The 229-nt window shown below is 60.7% G+C and carries 1 protein-coding gene; it reads left to right on the top strand.

Going from position 1 to position 229, the window contains the following annotated elements; genetic code table 11:
* A partial coding sequence (locus tag M989_RS24130) for a DDE-type integrase/transposase/recombinase (protein ID WP_157093607.1) occupies positions 1-229 on the top strand: 229 nt, incomplete at both ends.

Consider the following 229-nt stretch of genomic DNA (forward strand, 5'->3'; position numbering starts at 1 on the left):
CCGCACCTGGCAGGGCTGGCTGTATCTGGCGGTGGTTATCGATCTCTTCGCCCGTAATGTGGTGGGCTGGTCGATGAAACCCACACTCTCACGTGAACTGGCGCTGGATGCGCTAATGATGGCCGTGTGGCGTCGAAAACCTGACGGCGAGGTCATCGTACACTCGGACCAGGGCAGCCAGTACGGCAGCGACGACTGGCAACGGTTCTGTCGGGCCAATAACCTGGCA

It is taken from the genome of Kluyvera georgiana ATCC 51603, from assembly GCF_001654985.1.
In the GTDB taxonomy this organism is placed as follows: Bacteria; Pseudomonadota; Gammaproteobacteria; order Enterobacterales; family Enterobacteriaceae; genus Kluyvera; species Kluyvera georgiana.